This window comes from Mesorhizobium sp. A556 (genome assembly GCF_054489545.1).
On sequence record NZ_JBTMXA010000002.1, the window covers coordinates 319,562 to 335,070 of the forward strand.

A 15,509-nucleotide genomic window follows, 5' to 3' on the forward strand; every position below is an offset into this window, starting at 1 on the left:
GTCCGAATACACCCGTTCGCAAAGCCTTGATGTTTCCGCTAGAAGCTGCCGGAGCCAAACGGAGTGCCTGCGCATGCGCGTGACCGCTGATCTATGGGTGTCGGCGCTCGTTCGCCGGGTATTTTCGGCCGGCGGGTTTGCCGCGATCGTCAAGCGCGGCGCGACCGAGGCGGGCGCGGTGTTCGTGCTGGCCAGGGGCAGGCTGGGCGATACGAGCCTGTTTGGCCCCGCACCGCAGACGAGCTACGATTCGGCAAAGCCGGACGAACGGTTTTTCACGATAATCGGAGCGGGCGAAGATGCCGATGCGCTCGACAGCCGACTGGAGCGCGAGAAGCGCTTCGATCCGGATATATGGGTCGTGGAGATCGAGGCAGGAGCCGTTGCGCTCGAGGAACTGATTTCCGTCAAGATGCCTTGAGGCTGGAAGGCCGGCTACGGGACGATACGCGTCCATCGGCATTGGCCGGCACATGCGACAGGCCTGCCGCCTTCCATTCGTCCACCTTCAGCTGCGCCGCGTCGTGATGAAGCGAGCGGTAGCGGTCGAGGAAGATGCGAATCGCCTGCGGATGGGGAAACAGGGACGGGAAGATCGCGACCGCGACCAGGAAAGCCTTGTCCTCGCCAAGATCGAGCGCCCGCAGGGCAACAAGCAGCGACGAATAGCTGGCACTTTCGGTAAGCGACCGTGCCGTGGCAAAGTCGAAGCCAAGCGCGTCGGCCAGTGCCGTATGAAAGAAGGCCGCATTGCCGGTCAAGGCTGTTTCACGCAGTTTGACATAGGCTGAATTGGAAGGCGCATCGCCCTTTGCAGCGTTCTCGGCCTGGCCGGAAACCATGATGGCGCGGAGCTGGTGCCGGACCATTTCTGCCGCCTGTCCCTGTTCGGCGGGTGAGACGGCTGCGGGCAGGGAACGGATTGCATCGGTATTTTGTTGAACGTGTACCAGCGTCGGCTTTTCCAGCGCCTTGATGAGATCGGCAATGGTGGGGTTCAGGTCCTTGCGGCGCGCAATGGCCCGCGCGTGAGGCAGGCCGTGCCGGCCGATCAAGGCGATGAGGTCGACGTCGGCAAGTGCGTTCGAGCGGACAAGAAGGGGAGCGGCGATGTCCACCGGTTGTTCGCATAGGCGGCGCACGAGTGCGGCCGGCGGATATTCGCATTCGGACAGGGCGGCGGCGACGAAGCGGCGCGACTCCACCGAGACCCCGTCGAAAAGCGGGATAGTGAGATCCTCGATCTGAGCGATTTCGCGACGCGACGGGCGCGTCAACGAGCAGAACGCTGATATGGCGGCGCGAAACAGCCGTTCGCCCTTGCCGGAATCTCTCCGAATAGCAATGTGCCTGAAGTCCGACGATGACACGCGCGATACGCCCTGATGCACTCGATACACGCTACGCCTGACGGCACCGAGACACGGTCAGCCTCGCCGTCAGCCGCAACAAACTCAAATTAGCGATGATCCGTTAGCGTCCCGTTAACTCTCTGGGGGCCTTATTCATGTTTGGAGGCGTTGCGTTGTGCTCCGGGTGAACCGAGAGGATGCACGTATCATGAGCAGAATACTGCCATTCGTACCGCGGCCGGCAAAATCCGGCAGCCCGCCGTCAAGCGCCGGAACACGGGGCACCGGAACACTGGGCGTCGTCATCATTTTTCCAGGCGTTCGATATGAGCGCCCGTCACCGGTCAATCGGCCAGGCGAGGCAATGAAGTCCCCCCAACCCCTGCCGCATCGATAGCTGGCCGGGTTCGTTTCCGGACGGACTGTCAGGGTTGGCGCAGGTCGCAGCTACTGTTCTGAAGAAAGTGCAGGACGGTTGGCCGCCAGCTTTCATCGGGGATGAAGCCGCGTATGACGAAGATGCCCTGATCGATCGGCGTTTCGACGAAGACCGACCCTTGAAGTTCTTCGGGAAGGTTCTTGCGGACCTCGATCATCTGGGAGGGCGTCAGTACAACGGTATCCAGAAGCCCCTTTGTCGCGCCGTGATCGTTGAAACTGTAGATGTTGTGGCCGTTTCGATCATAGACGGATACGGACCAGAACGGAACGTTGCCCGGCGCCTCAACCCTTACCATGCCGGCGGCAAGGTCGAACCGGCAGGCGACGGCGGCAAAGAGCGGATCGACGGATTTCACGACCGGCGCGCCGCCGGCTTCCGCATCGAGGCGAGTCATCGTGTAGAGGTCCGATTTCATCGCCAGCCGCGACCACGCATCGCGTTCGGAGAACTCCGGCACGAGCAGCAGGACGACGATATGGACGATGCCGGCGCCCACCAGTCCGAGAAGGATGACATGCAAAAGCCTACGCATTGCAGCTGGCCTTCAGGATTCTCGGTAGGACGATGCCGGACAGGCCGGTGCTGCTGGCAATGGGCGTGTCGTAAAAGGTGAGCACGAAATAGAGCGTACCTGCCCCCTGAACCAGGAGCCAATTGCCGGGGTACGGCCTGTGGCCGACCGAAATGATCGCCGAATTGTCGGGCTGGCGCAGGATTTCATTAGAGTGCAGCGCCGCCGACCTCGGCTTGCCTGTCGCGATCGCGTCGAGCGAGTTGTCGGCCGCATAGAGCGTCCAGAATCTGGCTATCGGGAAGTTGCCTTCGATCGTGTAGGCGCATTCTCGCTTGAGCGTGTCGCCGGCCGAATCGCGTTCGGCGACGAACGCAAGGCCCTCGGCCCGCCCGAGCGCCAATACGCCCTCGCGCGCTACCCGCGCTTTCGAATACGGGTCTGCATCCGGCGTGCCGCTATCCGGGAAAGCGGTCCACGGGCCGATGTGGATGGCTCCGACGCCTTCCTGCGTATTGAGCACATACCACGCGCTGCCGCCTCCGCAGCCTATGGCGATGGCAAGCCCGAGAAAGGTTAGGAGGGTATTTTTCAGCATGAGCCGCCGCGACGAGAGAACTGCCATTGGCAATATCGCGAGGCGGTCCCGGCTGGCAAGCGCCGGGCCTGGTTGTTCGTCAAAGCGCGGTTGTGCGGATCGCTCACAGCGCCGAAAGCGTTTCCGCTTCGACCGGCTCGTCAAGGCTTCGCGCCGACCGGAACATTTGCGACATTTCCCGCAGGGTCTGCGCCGTGCGGCTGGAGAGCACGGGCGGGCGCGCAGCTTGGGCATCGGCTTCGGCCTTTGCCGCCTTTTTCTTCTCCGCATCTTCCGCCTTTGCGGCGATTTCGGCATCCATGAAGGGATGATCGAGACCGGGAATTGGCTTTAGGTCGATGTTCTGATGCGCGTAAGCCATCAGACGCTGCCAGATCATCGCCGGCAGCGTACCGCCGGTCATGTTGTTGGTCGTGCTGAAGTCGTCATTGCCCATCCACACGGCTGCGGTGTAATTGCCAGTGAACCCGACGAACCATGCGTCGCGGTAGGATTGGGTGGTGCCTGTCTTGCCGGCAACGACGATGCCGGGAAGGGCGGCCCGGCGCGCCGTGCCGATTACCGGCACCTGCGACAGCATGGTGTTCATGTATTTCAGCGCCTGCTCGGAAAGAACGCGGTGCGGCGGTGGCGCATCCTTGGCGAAATCGTAGATGACCTGGCCGGTATGCGTGACAAGCTGCGTGATGCCGTGCCGCGTGCCGACCATGCCGTCCTGCGCGAACACGCTGTAGCCGGTTGTTTGGTCCATTACGGTCATGCCGGACGTGCCGAGAACCATGGTCTTGTGGCTTTCGAGCGGCGATTCCACGCCCATCGCCACGGCCATCGCCTTGATCGGCGCGATGCCCAGAGAATCCTTGGCGAGCCTGACCGGCACCGTGTTAATCGATTTGACCAGTGCCGTGGTCAGGGTGACCCGGCCGGCAGAGGCGCCGTTGTAATTCTGCGGCGACCATCCGCCCCAGTTGATCGGCCCGCCGGAGACGACCGAATCCGGCGTAAAGCCGTGCTCCATGGCCGTCGCATAGACGTAGGGCTTGAAGGACGAGCCTGTCTGTCGAAGCGCTCTGGTCGCGCGGTTGAACTGGCTGGTGCCGTAGTCGCGCCCGCCGACGATCGCGCGCACGGCACCATTCGTTTCTATGACCACGATGGCGCCCTCGCTGACCCGGTAGCTCTTCCCGTACTGGCGCAGGTGGAATTCCAGCGACTCTTCGGCGGCTGTCTGAATGTTGGCGTCGAAGGTGGTGTGCGCGACCAGCGAATGCTGGCCGGATTTCGCGGCGATGCGCTTGACCTCGTCGAAGGCCCAGTCGAGGTAATAGTCGGGGCTTTTCTGCTCGCCGCGATCGACCACGTCTGCCGGATGCAGGCGGGCCGACAGCACCTGGCCCTCGGTCATGAACCCGGCGTCGACAAGGTTGGAAAGCACGACGTTGGCGCGCGCGCGCGCCGCCGGCAGATTGACATGGGGCGCGTATTTCGATGGCGCCTTGAACAGGCCGGCCAGCATGGCTGCCTCGGACAGGTTCACATCCTTGACGCTCTTGCCGAAGTAGAAATCGGCCGCCGCCTCGATGCCGAACGTACCGCCGCCCATATAGGAGCGGTCGAGATAGAGTTGCAGGATTTCCTTTTTCGACAGGTTGCATTCGAGCCAGACCGACAGGAACGCCTCCTTGATCTTGCGCTCAAAGGTACGTTCGTTCGACAGGAACAGGTTCTTGGCAAGCTGCTGCGTGATGCTGGAACCGCCCTGCACGACGGAGTTGGCGCGCACGTTTTCCGACATCGCCCGCAGCAGGCCGAGAAAATCGATGCCGTAATGCTCGAAGAAGCGGCGGTCTTCGGTCGCCAGCACCGTCTTGATGACGTTGTCCGGCATCTCGTCGACCGGAACGCTGTCGCGCTGGATGATGCCGCGCTGGCCGATCTCATTGCCGTAACGATCGAGGAAGGTAACCGCAAAGTCGTCCTGGGCACGCCAGTCGCCGGTGGTGTCCTGGAAGGCCGGCAGGGCCAGCGCCAGCATGATGACAGAGCCGGCGGCGCCTATCGTGAAAGCTTCGCTGAGCACCTCGATGATGCCTCGACGCCAACCGGTCACGCGAAAGCGCCGGAAGAAGATCGTGGCCCCTTCCCAGAATTCGCTCGCCTTGAAGCCGGCCTCGTAAAGCGAGGAATCCAGCCGAGCATCCAGCCCAAGCAGGAACGCCGCAATCCGCCCTCTTTTCTTTTTCTGTTCGACGGGGTTGGCCATTTACGTATCCGGCAGCGGCTTCAGCGCGGCAACGAGAATATGCGCAGCGATTTCAAGGCCGCCTATGGCGTGCATCTTGTCATCGATTTCACCCGCGGCCACAAGGAAAAACCGCCTCACCGAACTGTCATTCGCCTCGTAAGGTAAAAAAGATAGGAATTTATTCTTGACACCGTGACGGTGGTTTGGTAGAGTCTTGTTATCGTCGGAAAAGTGCGGCCAACACAACGCGGACACGGATCGTTCGCGGCCGCCACGGCGACATCACCACATTTTACAGGAACCCGGATGGTAGCGAAGCCTGTTGTGCAATGGGCGGCCTTGCGCGCGCTTCATGAAGGCGCGGCGGCGAGCCTGGAATTGCTGGCCAATGCAGCGGGAAGGTCGGTCACGGCTTTGCGCAAGCGCGCAGCCGTGGAAGGCTGGGTCGACGTCGAAGAGGCGATGCAGCTTTCCAGGCAGGAACTGCGGCTGCGCATCCTGCTGGATCATTCGATCACCAAGGCGGAAGCCACCAGCGATGCTGTCGACGGCAGTGCTGCAGCCGACAAGGCACGCATGGAAGCGATCTCGGTGGTGATGCGGACGCTCGAGAAAATCGGCGAAATCGCGCGCAACGACACGAGCGCGAAAGAGAATCAGACGAGAAGAGATGCAGACATGGCAAACGTCCTCAGACGCATTGACGAGCGCATCGTCGAACTCGCAATCGGATACGCCAGAAAGCTGGGCGGCGAAAAATGTCAGCCTGATTGAAGCCGGGCTGATCGCCGGAGAATGGCTCGAATACGCCAGAGAAGCGCAATATCCGCTGGGACCGACGCTCGATAGCTGGCCGGATACCTGGCTGGTGATGGGTGGGCGCGGTGCAGGCAAGACGCGGCTGGGGGCCGAATGGATCAACAGCCTCGTTCGCGGTTTTTCGCCTTTCGCCAATAGGGAGCACCACCGCTTTGCGCTGATCGGCGAAACATTTGCCGATGTGCGCGACGTGATGATCGAAGGCCCGTCCGGCATCGTGTCGATCTCGCGCCACGACCGGCCGCGCTTCGAGGCGAGCCGCCGCCGGCTTTTGTGGGACAGCGGCGCGGTCGCCACCATCTTCTCGTCCGAGGACCCCGAAAGTCTTCGCGGCCACCAGTTCGAGGCGGCCTGGTGCGACGAGGTGGCGAAATGGCGCTACGCCGAGGCGTGTTTCGACATGTTGCAATTCGGCCTGCGTCTCGGCGGCCAACCGCGCCAGATCATAACCACTACGCCGAGGCCGACGCGGTTGATGAAGCGGCTGCTTGGCGATCCGACTGTCGAGGTGACGCGGATGCGCACCGACGAGAACGCGGCCAATCTGGCCCCCGGTTTTCTAAAAATGGTCGAGCGGCGCTATGCGGGCACCCGCCTTGGCCGTCAGGAACTGGGCGGCGAAATGATCGAGGACCGGGAGGACGCCCTGTGGTCGCGCCCGATGATCGAGGAGACGGCGCTGGACGCCGCCGGTCCGCTGGGCCGGATCGTGGTGGCGGTCGATCCGCCGGCCAGTTCGCGCAAGACATCCGATGCCTGCGGGATCGTCGCGGCCGGGCTCGACGGGCAAGGACAGTGTATCGTGCTGGCCGATGCCACGGTCCGCGCCGCCAAGCCGCAGGAGTGGGCAGCTCAGGCGGTGGCTCTATTCCATAGACTGCAGGCGGATTGCCTGGTGGTCGAGGTCAACCAGGGCGGCGAGATGGCAACGGCGGTGATCAAAACCGTCGATCCGACCGTTCCGGTGAAGGCTGTCCGGGCGCAACGCGGAAAATGGCTGCGCGCCGAGCCGATTGCCGCACTTTACCAGCAGGGCAGGGTCCGTCATGCCGGCCGGTTCGGCGAACTGGAAGACGAAATGTGCGATTTCGGTCCGAACGGCCTGTCGAACGGCCGCTCGCCCGACCGGGTCGATGCGCTCGTGTGGGCCATCACGGAGCTGATGCCAGACTGGTCGGCGCGCCCCCGGATCCGCGACTTCATCATATAAGGAAAAAATATGGCTTGGAACTGGTCTTGGCCTCGCGCTGCGGGGAATGCCGGCGCGCGCGTTGAAAGCAAGAATGCATCGCCGGGAGGTTTTATTGCCTTTCAGGCGCAGGGCGAGGCGCAGTGGACACGCCGCGACTACGCGGCGTTGGCGCGCGAAGGGTTCATGCGCAACCCCATCGTCCACCGTTCCGTGCGGCTGATTTCCGAAACGGCGTCGGCCGTGCCGTGGTTGCTCTATGACGGCGCAGCCGAATTGGACGACCATCCGCTTCTGAACTTGTTGGAGCGGCCGAATACGCGTCAGGCCGGCGCGACATTTCTTGAAGCGCTTTATGGTCATCTTTTGTTGGCCGGCAACGCCTATGTCGAGATGATCGACGCCGGCAACGGCGCGCGCGAACTGCATCTGCTGCGGCCGGACAGGGTTTCAGTGGCAACGGACGCCGGCGGCTGGCCGACAGCACTCGACTACCGCGAGGGCAGCGCGCGGCGACGTGTCCCGCTTGGCCTTGGCGAAGGCGGTGGCGCGCTGCACTTGACGCTGTTTCATCCGCTGGACGATCATTACGGCTTTCCGCCGCTGGAAGCGGCGCTGATGGCGCTCGACACCCACAATTCGGCGGGGCGCTGGAACAAGGCGCTGCTCGACAATTCGGCGCGACCCTCCGGTGCGCTTGTCTATGCGCCGAAGGATGGCGGCAACCTGACCGATGAGCAGTTCGACCGGCTGAAGGCCGAGTTGGAGCAGGGCTATTCGGGCGCTACCCGCGCCGACCGCCCGCTGCTTCTGGAAGGCGGGCTGGACTGGAAGGCGATGGGCATGACGCCCAAGGACATGGACTTCATTGAGGCGAAGCATTCCGCCAGCCGAGACATCGCGCTCGCCTTCGGCGTGCCGCCGATGCTGCTCGGCATTCCGGGCGACAATACCTACGCCAATTATCAGGAAGCCAACCGCGCCTTCTACCGCCTGACCATCCTGCCGCTGGTGGCGCGCACGTCCAAGGAATTGTCGGCATGGCTAGGGCAGGCTTTCGGCGAAACGTTGCGGCTCTGGTACGACGCCGACCGCATCGAAAGCCTGAACACGGACCGCGATGCGCTGTGGGCGCGCGTCGATGCAGCAACCTTCCTGACCGAAGACGAGAAGCGCGAGGCGGTCGGCTACCGGCCGCGCGGCTTCGCTTGATCCATCCGAGAAAGAGAAAGATCATGACCGATCTGACCCAAGCATCCTGGGTGTGGATCGCCAAGGGCGCCGGCGCGGTCGCCGGCTCGGCGATCTCGCTCGCCTACATCCTGCCGCATGGGCGTCGCGATGCGGCGGCGCGCTTTGCGGTCGGCGTCGTCTGCGGCCTGGTGTTCGGCGGCACGGCCGGGCTGAAAATTTCGACGGCGCTGGATATCGATACCGTCATCGGGCCGGTCGAACTGATGCTGATGGGCTCGGCCGCCGCCAGCCTGTGCGCCTGGTGGGCGCTGGGCTTCGTGGTGCGCGCCTTCCAGCAGAACAGCCTGCTCGATCTGTTTCGAAAGAAAATCCCGGAGGATACCGATGAGAAGTGAGGCCTTGGTGCACGTTTGCGAACGCAAGTTCGTCGACCTCGTACTGGACGAGGTGGAGGCCGACGGCTCCTTCTCCGGCTATGCCAGCCTGTTCGGCAAGGTCGATCTCGGCAAGGACGCGGTCGAGCGCGGGGCTTTCGCCAATTCGATGCGTACACGCGGCGCGGCGGGCATCCGCATGCTGTTCCAGCACGACCCCGGCGAGCCGATCGGGTCGTGGACCGAGATCAAGGAGGACGCGCGCGGCCTGTTCGTGCGCGGCCAACTGGCCAAGGACGTGCGGCGTGCCCGCGAGGTGTTGAGTCTGATGCGCGGCGGTGCGCTGGACGGTCTTTCGATCGGCTTTCGCGCGGTGAAAGCGCGGCGCGATCCTGCCAGCGGCGTCCGTCGCATTCTGGAAGCGGACCTTTGGGAAATTTCGGTCGTCACCTTTCCGATGCTTCCCGATGCCCGGATCGAAACGGTGAAGGGGCGGCGAACGAAGCCCCTACCGACGGTGCGGGAATTCGAGTTCTGGCTCACGCGGGATGCGGGGCTGTCACGGAGCGAAGCCAGGGCCGTCATCGCCAAGGGCTTCGCCAGTCTCGTGCGCCAGCGGGAAGCAGCACCGGGATCTCTGCAAGGCCTCGTGGAGCGCATCCGCGAAGCCACCCACATGATCAACCCAAAAGGACATGCCCTATGAATGCAACGCCACAACCCATGCCGATGGAGACCAAGTCCGCGCCCGGCGAGTATCTCGACCTGAAGGACGCCTTCGGCGAGTTCATGACCACGTTCGAAGCCTTCAAGGAAACGAACGACGAAAAACTGACCCAGTTGGAAGGGCGCATGGGCGCCGATACGCTGACCAGCGAGAAGGTCGAGCGCATTTCCCACGCGCTCGACGAGCAGAAACGCGCCATCGACAATCTGGCGCTGAAGAAGATCAGGCCGACGCTTGGCCGCGACGGCCGCGCCATGTCCTCGGAGCACAAGGGCGCGTTCGACGCCTATATGCGCAGCGGCGACGACCGGCAGCTTCGCGCCCTCGACACCAAGGCGATGTCCTACGGCTCCGGCCAGGACGGCGGCTATCTGGTGCCGCCGGAAACCGAGACGGAAATCGGCAAGCGCCTTTCGACCCTGTCGCCGATCCGCTCGATTGCGTCGGTGAGGCAGGTTTCGAGCGCGGTCTTGAAGAAGCCGTTCTCGGTCAGCGGCCCGGCGGTCGGCTGGGTAGCCGAGACGGAAGCGCGGCCGCAGACCAGCACGGCGACGTTGGCCGAACTGCAGTTTCCGACCATGGAACTCTACGCCATGCCGGCTGCGACCGCATCGCTGCTGGAAGATTCGGTAGTCGATCTCGACCAGTGGATTTCCGCCGAAGTCGAGGCGGCGTTCGCTGAGCAGGAGGGGGCGGCGTTTATCTCGGGCAATGGCACAGCCAGGCCCAAGGGCTTCCTCAGCTACACGACCGTGGCCGAGGCCAGCTGGGCCTGGGGCAAGATCGGCTACACGCTGACCGGTGTCGCAGGCGACCTTCCCGCGACCAGTCCCTCCGACATCCTGATCGACACGGTCTATTCGCTGAAGGCCGGCTATCGCCAGAACGCGAACTGGGTGATGAACCGCAAGACGCAGGCCGCGATCCGCAAGCTGAAGGACGCGGACGGCAACTACCTCTGGCAGCCGCCGTCCGCTGTCGGCCAGCGCGCTTTGCTGATGGGCTTCCCGCTGGTCGAGGCGGAGGACATGCCTGACATCGACGACGATGCGACGCCGCTCGCCTTCGGCGATTTCGGCCGGGGCTACCTGGTCGTCGACCGTGCAGGCGTCCGGGTGCTGCGCGACCCGTATTCCGCCAAACCCTACGTGCTGTTCTACACCACCAAGCGCGTCGGCGGCGGAGTCCAGGACTTTGACGCGATCAAGCTCTTGAAGTTCGGCACGGCATAATCGCGGGCGGCGCTCCTTCCGCCATCTGAAATGCCTGTCGATGCGGCTCCGGTTCACCTAAAGCGCGGCGCAATCTTTCAGATTTGCTTGGCGCTTTAGGTTTTCTTTTTCGCGCATGTCTTTGACCCAAAACCGGTTTCCGCTTTCGGGAGACATGCTTGGAACCGGAGCCGTTCTTTTTCTCCAAAACCAGGTGACTGAATGACCCTCATTCGAACGGTCGATCCTTCGGCCGAGCCGGTGACGCTTGCCGAGGTGAAGGCGCATCTGCGCCTCGATCATGACAGCGAAGACGAACTGCTGAACGGCCTGATCCGCGCCGCCCGCGAGGATGTGGAGCGCACGACCGGCGTGGCGCTGATCGAGCAGAGCTGGCGTCTGGTGCTCGACATATGGCCGCGTGACGGTTCCACCACGGTGATGGTCCATCCCGTGCGCGAAATTCTTTCGGTGACGGCCTACGGTTCGGAGGGCGAGGCCAGCGTGATCAATCCGGCAAGCTATCAGGTGGATGTCGTGTCGCGCCCGGCGCGCCTTCACTTCGACGGCCCGTCTGCTGCGCTGCGGGCGTTGAACGGCATCGAGGTCGATTTCACCGCCGGTTTCGGGGAGGCTGGAACCGACGTGCCGGACCTGTTGCGCCGGGCCATCGTCCTGCTCGTCGCCCATTGGTATGAATTCCGGTCCGGCTACGGCCCGAACGACCAGCCGGTTTCATACCCGGATGGGTACGGCCGCATGATCGCTTCCTATCGGACGCGGAGGCTTTGATGGGCTTGTCGTTCATCGAACCCGGCTCGCTGCGCACCGAACTGGCGCTGGAAGCCTGTAGCCCCCAGCCGGACGGACTTGGCGGGTTCAGCGAAGTCTGGACCGAAACGGCCACGCTCTTCGCCAAGATCGAGCCTGTTTCGGCGACGAGCGTTTTTGGGGCGGATCAGACGCTCGAGGCAGTTACGCACCGCATCACGCTGCGCCATCGCGCGGGCGTCGCCAGCGGCATGCGATTGACCAGAGGAGCCCGCGTCTTCGAAATCGTCACGGTCCACGATCCCGACGAGACCGGCCGCTACCTGGTCTGCAAAACGCGCGAGGTGGGAGCATGAAACTGGCAACGGCGGTTACGCTCGACGGTTTGATCCGCGCCTTGCGCTGGACCGCGCACGATCTGGCAGAGGCGGTCGAGACCGGCCACGCCCCTGAGCCGACAAATGAAAAACCGACGCGGCGGTCCCCGCGTCACATAAGGGAGCAAGTCGATGACCGCGCCGGCCGCTGACCTGCAGAAGGCGCTTTTCGAAGCGCTTGCCGACGACGCTGCTCTATCTGCGGCGCTCGGCGGGGCCAAGATTTTCGACCACGCTCCAGCGGATGTGCGCTTTCCCTATGTGACCTTCGGCAAGACGAGCATCTATGACTGGAGCACGAGCACCGAAACCGGCACCGAGCAGCTTTTGACGCTCCATATCTGGTCGAAAGCCAGGGGCAGGAAGGAAACGCTTGACCTGATGCAGATCGTCAAGGCGCGCCTGGACGACGCCACGCTTGGCCTTGGCGCGCATCATCTCGTCAATCTGTGCTTCGAGACCGGCGAAGCCAGCTATGACTCCGACCTGTCGGTCCATCACGGCCTGCTGCGGTTCCGCGCCGTCATCGAAGAAACCGCCTGACGCTTTTGCGTCGAAGCATATCTCGAACATCCAACAATCAGGAGGCCAGGGCATGGTCGCACAGAAGGGCAAGGACCTTCTTCTCAAACTCGATTCCGATGGCGGCGGCACATTTGTCACCGTGGCCGGGCTGCGCTCCAAGCGGATCGCCTTCAACAGCGAGACGGTCGACATCACCGATGCCGATTCGGCGGGGCGCTGGCGCGAATTGCTGGAGGGTGCCGGCGTGCAGCGCGCTTCAATCAGCGGCTCCGGTATCTTCAAGGATGCGCAATCCGATGCCGCCATCCGCTTGCGCTTCTTCGCGGGGGAAATTTCGGACTGGCAGGTGGCTGTGCCGGATTTCGGCACCATTACCGGGCCATTTCAGATCACGTCGCTCGAATATACCGGCGCGCATGACGGCGAGGTGACGTTCGAGGTGGCACTCGAATCGGCCGGAGCGGTCGGCTTTACGGTGGCGTCATGAGCGCGAACCGCAGGCGCGGCGAAATTTCCGCCGAACTGGACGGCAGGCCGCGCCGGTTGTGCCTGACGCTTGGCGCATTGTCGGAACTCGAGTCGGCATTCGCGGCGGACGATCTTTCAGCGCTCGTGGAGCGGTTCTCGCACGGCCGCCTGTCGGCGCTGGACATGATCCGCATCATTGGTGCCGGCCTGCGCGGCGCTGGCGAGGATGTGGACGACGATGCGGTGGGTGCCATGCGCTCGGACGACGGGGCCGCAGGTTTTGCTGCCATCGTAGCCGACCTTTTGACTACGACTTTCGGGGCCGCGAAGGACGCGCCCGAACCAAACCCTTAGAGGCCGCGGCAGGCACCAGGGCGGCGTTTCCATGGGACAACGTCATGGCCGTGGGATTTGGCCTGCTGCGGCTGGCACCACAAGCTTTCTGGGCAATGACGCCGATCGAATTCGAGCGGGCGATGAGCGTTCTGCCGCAAGCCGGATCGACGCCGCCGGCGCGCGCCGATCTTGCGGCGCTGATGCGCGCATTCCCTGACTTTGCAACAAAGGAAGATCGATTTGGTTGAAGATGTAACCGTGGCGATCCGCGCCGATACCGCCCCGTTCCAGTTGGCGCTGGAAAGTCTCGAAAAGCTTTCCGGGAATTTCGGCAACCAGCTTGCCGGGGCGCTGAAAAGTGCCGCCGTCAGCGGCCGTGAACTGGACGATGTGTTGCGGCGTGTCGGCCTCAACCTTGCCGGCATGGCGCTGAGCCAGGGGCTGAAGCCGCTGCAGTCGCTGGCGGGTTCGCTGTTTTCCGGTCTGCTTGGCGGGTTGTCGGGCATTTCGCCCTTCGCCAAGGGCGGCGTGCCGGGGCATGTCGTTCCCTTCGCCTCGGGCGGCATCGTATCGCGACCCAGCTATTTCCCGATGGGCGGCGGCGTCGGCCTGATGGGCGAAGCGGGCAGCGAGGCGATCCTGCCGCTTCGGCGGGGTGCGGACGGCAGTCTTGGCGTGGCGTCGGCCGGCGGCGGCGCGCCGGTCAACGTCGTCTTCAACGTGACGGCGCAGGACGCCGCATCCTTTCGCAAATCCGAGGCGCAGATCACCGGCATGCTGGCGCGTGCCGTCTCGCGCGGCTCGCGAACGTTCTGAGGAAGCCGATGACAGAGCTTGCCAGTTTTCACGACGTGTCTTTCCCGCCGGCCGTCTCCTTCGGTGCGACCGGCGGTCCGGAGCGGCGCAACGAGATCGTCGCGCTGACGTCCGGACGGGAAAAGCGCAATGCGCGATTTTCGCAGTCGCGCTATCATTACGACGCCGGCACCGGCGTGCGCTCGCTCGACGATCTGCATGACGTGGTGGCGTTTTTCGAGGCGCGGCGCGGATCGCTGCATGCTTTTCGTTTCCGCGATCCGTTCGACCGTAAATCGTGCCGGCCGGGCGAGACGCCGTCCATGCTGGATCAGCAGATCGGCATCGGCGACGGCGTGACCGCCCGGTTCCCGCTGGTGAAGGTTTACGGTTCAGGCGAGGACGCCTATCGGCGCGCGATCCGCAAGCCTGTCCCTGCGACCTTGCGCGTCGCGGTGGCCGGTAGTGAAGCCTCCACGCCGGCTGCGTTTTCATTCGACGATGCAACCGGCGAGATTGTCTTTGCGCCAGGCGCAATGCCGGGTGACGGCCTTGCGGTGACCTGCGGCTATGAATTCGACGTTCCGGTTCGTTTCGATACGGAGCGGATTTCGATCAGCCTGAAGGCGTTCAAGGCCGGCCAGATCCCATCCATTCCGCTGATCGAGGTGCAGGTGTGACGAGCTATCCGCAAGCGCTGGTCGAGCATTTTTCGCGCGAGGTGACGACGGTCTGCAATTGCTGGCGCCTGACCCGGACCGATGGCGATGTAAGCGGCTTTACGGACCATGACCGGCCACTGGCAATCGGCGCGACCGTGTTCGAGCCGCAGTCGGGTTTTAGTGCCAGCGAGGCGCGCGATACGCTGGGCCTCGCCGTCGATACGGTGGACGTGGAGGGCGCGCTTTCGTCCGACCGTATTCGCGACGAGGATATCGCCGCCGGTCTTTACGACGCAGCCAAGGTCGAGACGTTTCTGGTCAATTGGCGCGCACCGCAGGATTTCGTGCTGGTGAGAACGGCGACCATCGGCAAGATGATGCGTAGCGACGACAGCTTCGTGGCCGAGCTTGAAAGCCTGGTCCATAGGCTGGACCAGCCGAACGGTCGCATCGTCAGCCGGACCTGCGACGCCGAACTGGGCGATCCGCGCTGTCGCTTCGTCCTCGACCAGCCCGGATTCAAGGCAAACGGCGAGGTTGAAGCGGTCGATGCTGCCGGCAAGATCGTGGTCTCCGGTCTGGGCGAGTTCGAAGGCGGCTGGTTTTCGTCCGGCACGCTGACATGGGTTTCAGGTGCGCGGGCGGGCCGGGTCGAAAGAATTGTCGACCATCGGCTGGCGAGCGGAGACATGGTTCTGGTGATGCAGCCTCGCGTCGGTCCGCTTGTTGAAATCGGCGATAGCTTTACGGTTCTGACCGGCTGCGACAAGCGCTTCGCGACATGCAAGGCGAAGTTCGGCAATTCCGTGAATTTTCAGGGTTTTCCGCACCTTCCCGGCAACGATACCGCTTATTCCTACGTCGTCGGCGGCGGCAATTTTGACGGCGGGCCTGTCGTCCCGTGACCGGCGAT

At 63.5% G+C, this 15,509-nt stretch carries 21 protein-coding genes; 17 read left to right on the forward strand and 4 right to left on the reverse strand.

The features are described 5' to 3' along the window. Positions 1-73 precede the first annotated feature (73 nt). Complete coding sequence (locus ACX3P0_RS06100; protein WP_459087276.1) at positions 74-421, forward strand: DUF1491 family protein; 348 nt, start codon at positions 74-76, stop codon at positions 419-421. Here ACX3P0_RS06100 and ACX3P0_RS06105 read toward each other — a convergent pair. The 4 genes from ACX3P0_RS06105 to ACX3P0_RS06120 all read right to left on the reverse strand — a co-directional run bounded on the left by ACX3P0_RS06105 (position 408) and on the right by ACX3P0_RS06120 (position 5,166). Beyond that, entirely contained in the window at positions 408-1,370 is a 963-nt protein-coding gene (locus ACX3P0_RS06105; RefSeq protein WP_459087278.1) for a hypothetical protein, read from the reverse strand. The two genes, ACX3P0_RS06100 and ACX3P0_RS06105, sit on opposite strands and share 14 nt — an antisense overlap. 407 nt (positions 1,371-1,777) lie before the next feature. Continuing rightward, positions 1,778-2,326 carry a DUF1254 domain-containing protein gene (locus ACX3P0_RS06110; RefSeq protein WP_459081164.1) on the reverse strand — a complete coding sequence of 183 codons (549 nt, stop codon included), beginning with the start codon at positions 2,324-2,326 and terminating at the stop codon, positions 1,778-1,780. Then, positions 2,319-2,903, reverse strand: a complete 585-nt coding sequence (locus tag ACX3P0_RS06115; RefSeq protein ID WP_459081172.1) for a DUF1214 domain-containing protein — start codon at positions 2,901-2,903, stop codon at positions 2,319-2,321. Before ACX3P0_RS06115 ends, ACX3P0_RS06110 begins: the two co-directional genes overlap by 8 nt. A 103-nt stretch (positions 2,904-3,006) precedes the next feature. Continuing rightward, positions 3,007-5,166 (reverse strand): transglycosylase domain-containing protein, encoded by a 2,160-nt coding sequence (locus ACX3P0_RS06120; protein WP_459087280.1) that lies wholly within the window; start codon positions 5,164-5,166, stop codon positions 3,007-3,009. A 414-nt stretch (positions 5,167-5,580) separates the two neighbouring features. Between ACX3P0_RS06120 and ACX3P0_RS06125 the strand changes: the two genes are divergently transcribed. The 16 genes from ACX3P0_RS06125 to ACX3P0_RS06200 all read left to right on the forward strand — a co-directional run bounded on the left by ACX3P0_RS06125 (position 5,581) and on the right by ACX3P0_RS06200 (position 15,501). Beyond that, a complete protein-coding gene (locus tag ACX3P0_RS06125; protein ID WP_459087282.1) occupies positions 5,581-5,922 on the forward strand; it encodes a hypothetical protein in 342 nt (113 codons plus the stop codon). Further along, positions 5,915-7,177 carry a DNA-packaging protein gene (locus ACX3P0_RS06130; protein ID WP_459087859.1) on the forward strand — a complete coding sequence of 421 codons (1,263 nt, stop codon included), beginning with the start codon at positions 5,915-5,917 and terminating at the stop codon, positions 7,175-7,177. Before ACX3P0_RS06125 ends, ACX3P0_RS06130 begins: the two co-directional genes overlap by 8 nt. A gap of 9 nt (positions 7,178-7,186) precedes the next feature. Next, positions 7,187-8,368: a phage portal protein gene (locus tag ACX3P0_RS06135; protein WP_459087284.1), complete on the forward strand. Its 1,182-nt coding sequence runs from the start codon at positions 7,187-7,189 to the stop codon at positions 8,366-8,368. A 23-nt stretch (positions 8,369-8,391) separates the two neighbouring features. Further along, positions 8,392-8,745 (forward strand): DUF6107 family protein, encoded by a 354-nt coding sequence (locus ACX3P0_RS06140; RefSeq protein WP_459087286.1) that lies wholly within the window; start codon positions 8,392-8,394, stop codon positions 8,743-8,745. Further along, the gene (locus ACX3P0_RS06145; RefSeq protein ID WP_459087288.1) at positions 8,735-9,430 is read left to right on the forward strand and encodes an HK97 family phage prohead protease; all 696 of its coding nucleotides are present in this window, start codon (positions 8,735-8,737) and stop codon (positions 9,428-9,430) included. The genes ACX3P0_RS06140 and ACX3P0_RS06145 overlap by 11 nt, the downstream gene beginning before the upstream one ends. Continuing rightward, complete coding sequence (locus ACX3P0_RS06150; protein ID WP_459087289.1) at positions 9,427-10,683, forward strand: phage major capsid protein; 1,257 nt, start codon at positions 9,427-9,429, stop codon at positions 10,681-10,683. The genes ACX3P0_RS06145 and ACX3P0_RS06150 overlap by 4 nt, the downstream gene beginning before the upstream one ends. Before the next feature lie 201 nt (positions 10,684-10,884). Next, positions 10,885-11,454 (forward strand): head-tail connector protein, encoded by a 570-nt coding sequence (locus ACX3P0_RS06155; protein ID WP_459087291.1) that lies wholly within the window; start codon positions 10,885-10,887, stop codon positions 11,452-11,454. Further along, a complete protein-coding gene (locus ACX3P0_RS06160; protein ID WP_459087293.1) occupies positions 11,454-11,789 on the forward strand; it encodes a phage head closure protein in 336 nt (111 codons plus the stop codon). The genes ACX3P0_RS06155 and ACX3P0_RS06160 overlap by 1 nt, the downstream gene beginning before the upstream one ends. Continuing rightward, positions 11,786-11,962 carry a hypothetical protein gene (locus tag ACX3P0_RS06165; RefSeq protein WP_459087294.1) on the forward strand — a complete coding sequence of 59 codons (177 nt, stop codon included), beginning with the start codon at positions 11,786-11,788 and terminating at the stop codon, positions 11,960-11,962. Before ACX3P0_RS06160 ends, ACX3P0_RS06165 begins: the two co-directional genes overlap by 4 nt. After that, positions 11,943-12,353 carry a DUF3168 domain-containing protein gene (locus ACX3P0_RS06170; protein WP_459087296.1) on the forward strand — a complete coding sequence of 137 codons (411 nt, stop codon included), beginning with the start codon at positions 11,943-11,945 and terminating at the stop codon, positions 12,351-12,353. The genes ACX3P0_RS06165 and ACX3P0_RS06170 overlap by 20 nt, the downstream gene beginning before the upstream one ends. 52 nt (positions 12,354-12,405) lie before the next feature. Next, positions 12,406-12,822: a phage major tail protein, TP901-1 family gene (locus tag ACX3P0_RS06175; RefSeq protein ID WP_459087298.1), complete on the forward strand. Its 417-nt coding sequence runs from the start codon at positions 12,406-12,408 to the stop codon at positions 12,820-12,822. Beyond that, a complete protein-coding gene (locus tag ACX3P0_RS06180; RefSeq protein WP_459087300.1) occupies positions 12,819-13,157 on the forward strand; it encodes a gene transfer agent family protein in 339 nt (112 codons plus the stop codon). The genes ACX3P0_RS06175 and ACX3P0_RS06180 overlap by 4 nt, the downstream gene beginning before the upstream one ends. A 44-nt stretch (positions 13,158-13,201) precedes the next feature. Continuing rightward, positions 13,202-13,387 (forward strand): phage tail assembly chaperone, encoded by a 186-nt coding sequence (locus ACX3P0_RS06185; RefSeq protein ID WP_459087301.1) that lies wholly within the window; start codon positions 13,202-13,204, stop codon positions 13,385-13,387. Positions 13,388-13,397: 10 nt separating this feature from the next. Beyond that, positions 13,398-13,955, forward strand: coding sequence for a phage tail tape measure protein (locus ACX3P0_RS06190; RefSeq protein WP_459087860.1), 558 nt, complete (start codon positions 13,398-13,400; stop codon positions 13,953-13,955). Positions 13,956-13,963: 8 nt separating this feature from the next. Further along, positions 13,964-14,614, forward strand: a complete 651-nt coding sequence (locus tag ACX3P0_RS06195; protein WP_459087302.1) for a phage distal tail protein, Rcc01695 family — start codon at positions 13,964-13,966, stop codon at positions 14,612-14,614. Next, positions 14,611-15,501: a DUF2163 domain-containing protein gene (locus ACX3P0_RS06200; protein ID WP_459087304.1), complete on the forward strand. Its 891-nt coding sequence runs from the start codon at positions 14,611-14,613 to the stop codon at positions 15,499-15,501. The genes ACX3P0_RS06195 and ACX3P0_RS06200 overlap by 4 nt, the downstream gene beginning before the upstream one ends. Positions 15,502-15,509: the final 8 nt, after the last annotated feature.